Source organism: Pseudonocardia acidicola, assembly GCF_012911935.1.
Taxonomy (GTDB): domain Bacteria; phylum Actinomycetota; class Actinomycetes; order Mycobacteriales; family Pseudonocardiaceae; genus Pseudonocardia; species Pseudonocardia acidicola.
This window is the reverse complement of the sequence record NZ_JAAXLA010000144.1, coordinates 1-4,970: the sequence shown is the minus strand read 5'-3', so window position 1 is coordinate 4,970 and position 4,970 is coordinate 1. Positions and strand designations below refer to the sequence as shown.

Below are 4,970 nucleotides of genomic sequence, written 5' to 3'. Positions count from 1 at the left end.
CGACGGTGTACAGCTCCGAACCAGCCGCCATCGCCGGCAGCGACGCCAGCGGCACGCACTTGCTCTTCGGGACCCCATGCACATCGACGTAGAACCCGAACACGAACTCCACACCCCTGTCGGCGAGCTCCTTGCGCCGCGCAGCCACGTCAGCCATCCGTGCCCCTCAAGTTCGACTTTCAGCAACGATATGGTCGATCAAATCGATAGTCAATCTCAAATTGAGAGAATGGACTGAGATTCGACCTCGACCTGCAGCTGGAGGTCGACGGCCAACGCCGCCTCAGACCTCGCCGTTGTCGCGCTTGACGTCACGGACGAGCCAGGACGAACCCGGCCGTGCGGAGATCTGGACTCGTCGCCGCAAGTGTCTGGTCCGATCCCAGCGCGCCGGCGGAGGTTCTTGCCCAAACGAGGCTCCGGGAAGCCGACCGTCTACACCTACCCGGCGGGAAAGGCGCTCGCCTCGATCACCGGCAAGGTCAAGACGATCTCCCGGCAGAACCTGAACCGGCCGTTGGCGGTCCTGCTGCACCGGCTCGCGCCGGTGCTGCGGGGCCGGGTGAACTACTTCCGGCACGGGACGTCCAAGGCCACCTTCGACTACCTGCGCCACTACGCGTGGCGGCGGGTGATCATCTGACTGCGCCGCAAACACTCCCGTGCCATCTGGAAGTGGCTTCGCCGCCACCACCTGCCCGGATGGTGGCCCACCGACGGCGCGACCAGGCTGTTCGACCCGATGACGGTGCCGGTCACCCGCTACCGCTACCGGGCTGCGAACATCCCCACGCCCTGGCAGCGCCCGAACGCGACTCCCGCCTGACCCACTGGCACGGACACGTGGAGAGCCGGATGCGTGGGAACACACACGTCCGATTCGGAGGCGCGGGCCGGGGAAACGGATCCACCGAAAGATGCGCACCGCGCCCCAGCCCGACCCCTACCAAGAGCGGCTGAACAAAAAGATCCGCCGGCGCACCGACGTGGTCGACACCTTCCTCTTCCTCGGTGCAGGCCTGCAAGAGCCCGGCTGTGGGTGGCTTGTGGGGTAGCGACGAACTCGACGCGGCATTGCGGGAGGCGTTCTACGTTCACGGCCGGCCTGCACAGCGGGGCGGCCCCGGCTCGAGCACCACCTGATCGCCGAGGTCCACGGAATCCCGCTCGCGGTCACGCTGACCGGCCGGAACCCAACTGCATCACCCACCTGGGGCTGTTCCGCCGATGCATGGCGCCGTGATGAAACGACCTCCACGACGCTGCGCAGTTCGATCGACGGCCGTGTCGCATGGCTGACCCGCGCGTCGGAGGGTCTTGTGCCCCTCGTAAGTGGATGCAAAAGTGTGCACACCTTGCTCGAGAGGACGACGAGTGAATCCCACCACTACGAAAGTCCGGGTCGGCAGCGAACTGCACTGCGAGGTGGTCGACTGGCTCGACACCGAGGCTGAGCTGCTGGATGACGGCCACGAGGCTCGGTGGCTGGAGGAGATGGTCAGCCGCGAGGTGGTCTATCAGATGCCGCTGCGCCAGACCGTCGAGCGGGCGCGCGGCGCGGGTTTCGAGGAGCACGCGTTTCATCTCGACGAGTCCTACGGGTCGCTCGCCAGCCGTGTGGCCCGCAATCAGACGGCCTACGCGTGGGCCGAGGACCCGCCGTCGCGGATGCGGCACTTCGTCACCAATGTTCGTGTCTCGGAGACCGGCGACGGGCTCCTCGCGGTCCGCTCCAACCTGCTGGTTATGCGCACGCGGCAGGAGATGACCCAGCCGCAGATCTTCGCCGGGGAACGGCGCGACCTGCTGCGCCGCGAGGACGGCGTGCTCCGGCTCTACCGCCGCACGATCCTGCTCGACCTGACCGTGATCGGCACGCACAACCTCGCCATCTTCTTCTGACGCCGCCACGGCACCTCATCCGAGGAGTACCCATGACCACCACTGAGCACCGGCCGGGCGAGCAACCCGTCGGTCTGTCCGCCGATCACCTCCTGCGTCAGCTCGACGCGGGGCTGCCGGTCGGGGAGATCCCGGCGGCGCTGTTCGGCAACGACGACGTCTACCGCCGTGAACTGCGGTCGGTCTTCGGGCGTTGCTGGGTCTTCCTGGCCCACGAGTCCGAGATCGAGGCCAAGGGGGACTACGTCCTGCGCAAGATCGGCGAGGACAACTTCGTCGTGGTGCGCGACGAGCAGGGCGGGATCAACGTCCTGTTCGACGCGTGCCGGCACCGCGGGGTGCAGGTGTGCCGGGCGGATTCCGGCAACACCTCGCACTTCCGCTGTCCGTACCACGGCTGGACCTACAACACGAAGGGCGATCTGGTCGGCGCGCCGTTGTGGCGCAACGCGTTCGGCGGGATGGCCAAGGACGGTAACGGCCTGACGCCGGCGGCGAAGGTGGCCTCGTACCACGGTCTGGTCTTCGCCACGCTCGACCCGTCCGCGCCGCCGCTGGAGGAGTACCTCGGCGGGATGACCTGGTACCTCGACCTCGTGTTCGGGCTGAACACCGAGGGCATCGAGGTGCTCGGGCCGCCGCAGCGGTTCGTCATCGACGCGAACTGGAAGTCCGGAGCGGACAACTTCTCCGGCGACGACTACCACCTGGGCACCCTGCACCGCTCGGTGTGGGAGATCGGCGCCTTCCCGGTCCCGTTCCGGGAGAACATGCTCGGGTACCACATCCAGGCGTCGCCGGGGCACTCGCTGTCGTTCTCCATGGCGCCCACCGAGGACGAGCCGGGGCCCAAGTTCTTCGGCTACCCGGAGGAGCTGACGAAGACCTTCGACACCAGCCGGATCAGCGCCCACCAGCTCGACGTCGCGCGCCGGTCGCGGGTGTTCGTCGGCAACGTCTTCCCCAACTTCTCGATCCTTGCGCTGCCGATGACCGAGGACGGGGCGAACCACCCTCCGACCGGCATTCTGACGATCCGGACGTGGCAGCCCAAGGGACCGGGTCAGGTCGAGGTGTGGAACTGGTTCTGTGCCTACAAGAACATGACCCCGGAGCAGAAGGACCGCGTCTACAAAGCAGGCCTCGGGACCTTCTCCATGGGCGGAACGTTCGAAATGGACGACACCGAGCCCTGGATCACGGTCGGCCGCACCGGCCGGTCGGTCGCCGCCGAGGTGCTCGACTTCAAGCTCAACTACCAGATGGGCATGCCGGGCATCGGCATCGCCAAGCGGGTGGAGGAGTGGCCTGGCCCGGGCATCGTCTACTGGACCCGCTACGAGGAGGGCGTCCAGCGCAACCTGTTCTCCTTCTATTCCCGGATGATGCAGGCGCCTCCCGGGCAGTGGCCGGACTTCACCTTCGACGACGAGTAAGACCGGCGGACGCTGCAGGGGAGTAGGAAACGATGGGCTGCCTGGACGACCAGGTCGCGTTGATCGTCGGCGCCGCCGGCGGGATCGGACGCGCGGTCGTGCGCCGGTACCTCGCCGACGGCGCCACGGTGCTGGCGGTGGACCGCAGTGAGGAACGGCTGGCCGAGCTGGCGATCGAATCGGGCGACCACGCGCGGTTGGCGACGATGGTCGCCGACGCCTCGGCGTGGCCCGGCTGCGAGGCGATGGTGGCTCGCGCCGTGACCGAGTTCGGCGGGCTGGACGTGCTGGTGTCCTGCGTCGGGGTCTACGACCATGGAGTGCGGCTGGTCGACATCCCGGGTGAACGGCTCCCCGGCGCGTTCGACGAGTGCTTCCGCGCCAACGTCGGGTCGCTGTTGCTGTCGATCCGCGCGGCGATCGAGCCGCTCGCCGCGCGGCGCGGACGGGTCGTGGTGACCGGCTCGTTCGCCGGGCACCGGCCGTCGGGCGGCGGCGTGCTCTACACGAGTGCGAAGCACGCGGTGGTCGGTCTGGTCTCGCAGCTGGCCTACGAGCTGGCGCCGAAGATCCGGGTGAACGGAGTGGCTCCGGGCGTCGCGAAGACCGTGATGTCCGGGCTGCACAGCCTGGGTCAGGAACCGCGCGACGCTCTCCAGCCCGGCACCGAGGAGGCGCTGCCGCTGCAGGTGCTCCCGCACACCGATGACTACGGGGCTGTGTACGCGCTGCTGGGTTCCGCGGAGTCCGCAGTGATCACCGGCACCGTGGTGGTCGCCGACTCCGGGCTGCTCGTCCGGGGCCTGGCCGGACCCAACCTGGGCGGGGACCTGTGACGGTGTCGACCTGGTTGGACGATGTCCGCGAGCGCTACGCAGCCCGGGGCCTGGGCGGCCGGCTGCAGCCCGGAGCCCGGCCGGCCGTCGTCGTGATCGACCTGATCCGCGGGTTCACCGACCCGGCCTGCTCGCCGGGGTCTGATCTGAGTGCGGTCGTCGCCGCGACCCGGCAGGTACTCGACGTAGCCCGCGCAGCCGACGTGCCGGTCGTGTTCACCTCGATCACGTTCGCCGCGGCCGAGCTGGACACCACGCTGTGGCTGGTCAAGATGCCCGCGATGCGCGCGCTGCTGGCCGGCTCGAAGTGGGTCGAGGTGGACGATCGGCTGGCGCGGCGCCAGGACGAAGCGGTGATCACCAAGCAGGCTGCGTCCGGTTTCAACGGCACCGACCTGGCCGGGCGGTTGGCCGCGGCGGGCGCCGATTCCCTCGTGCTGTGCGGAGCCACCACCTCGGGCTGCATCCGGGCCACCGCGATCGACGCCTGCGCGCTCGGGATCCCGACCTTCGTGCCCCGGGAGTGCGTCGGAGACCGGGCGGCCGGGCCGCACGAGGCGAACCTGCTCGACATCGACGCCAAGTACGCCGACGTCATCGACCTCGCCGACGCGCTCGCCCTGCTGCGGGCGCCGGTGGCCGACACGCCCGAGGATGGACGATGAGCGCCACCTCCGTCGCCCTTGCGCAGACCGCCGGCCACCATCCGGCCATCACGCCGCGGCTCGTCGTCCCCGGCACCGCAGCCGGACCGCTCTCGCTGGACGCCGAGCGCGCGCTCGGCGTCCAGCGAGAG

General features: G+C 69.0%; 5 protein-coding genes. All 5 read left to right on the top strand.

Translation table 11 applies throughout. The annotated features are described in order from the left end of the window. Positions 1–403 precede the first annotated feature (403 nt). Positions 404–643 (top strand): group II intron maturase-specific domain-containing protein, encoded by a 240-nt coding sequence (locus HF526_RS34160; RefSeq protein ID WP_169385788.1) that lies wholly within the window; start codon positions 404–406, stop codon positions 641–643. A 731-nt stretch (positions 644–1,374) separates the two neighbouring features. Next, on the top strand, positions 1,375–1,902 hold the full coding sequence (locus HF526_RS34150; protein WP_169385787.1) for a 3-phenylpropionate/cinnamic acid dioxygenase subunit beta: 528 nt from the start codon (positions 1,375–1,377) through the stop codon (positions 1,900–1,902). A gap of 32 nt (positions 1,903–1,934) precedes the next feature. Next, positions 1,935–3,338: an aromatic ring-hydroxylating oxygenase subunit alpha gene (locus HF526_RS34145; protein ID WP_169385786.1), complete on the top strand. Its 1,404-nt coding sequence runs from the start codon at positions 1,935–1,937 to the stop codon at positions 3,336–3,338. Positions 3,339–3,370: 32 nt separating this feature from the next. Beyond that, the gene (locus HF526_RS34140; RefSeq protein ID WP_169385785.1) at positions 3,371–4,174 is read left to right on the top strand and encodes an SDR family NAD(P)-dependent oxidoreductase; all 804 of its coding nucleotides are present in this window, start codon (positions 3,371–3,373) and stop codon (positions 4,172–4,174) included. A 2-nt stretch (positions 4,175–4,176) separates the two neighbouring features. Continuing rightward, positions 4,177–4,839, top strand: a complete 663-nt coding sequence (locus tag HF526_RS34135) for an isochorismatase family protein (RefSeq protein WP_211178215.1) — start codon at positions 4,177–4,179, stop codon at positions 4,837–4,839. Positions 4,840–4,970: the final 131 nt, after the last annotated feature.

Coding starts and splice junctions, on each gene's coding strand:
- HF526_RS34145 (WP_169385786.1), top strand. CDS start 1,935: ATGACCACCACTGAGCACCGGCCGGGCGAGCAACCCGTCGGTCTGTCC.
- HF526_RS34140 (WP_169385785.1), top strand. CDS start 3,371: ATGGGCTGCCTGGACGACCAGGTCGCGTTGATCGTCGGCGCCGCCGGC.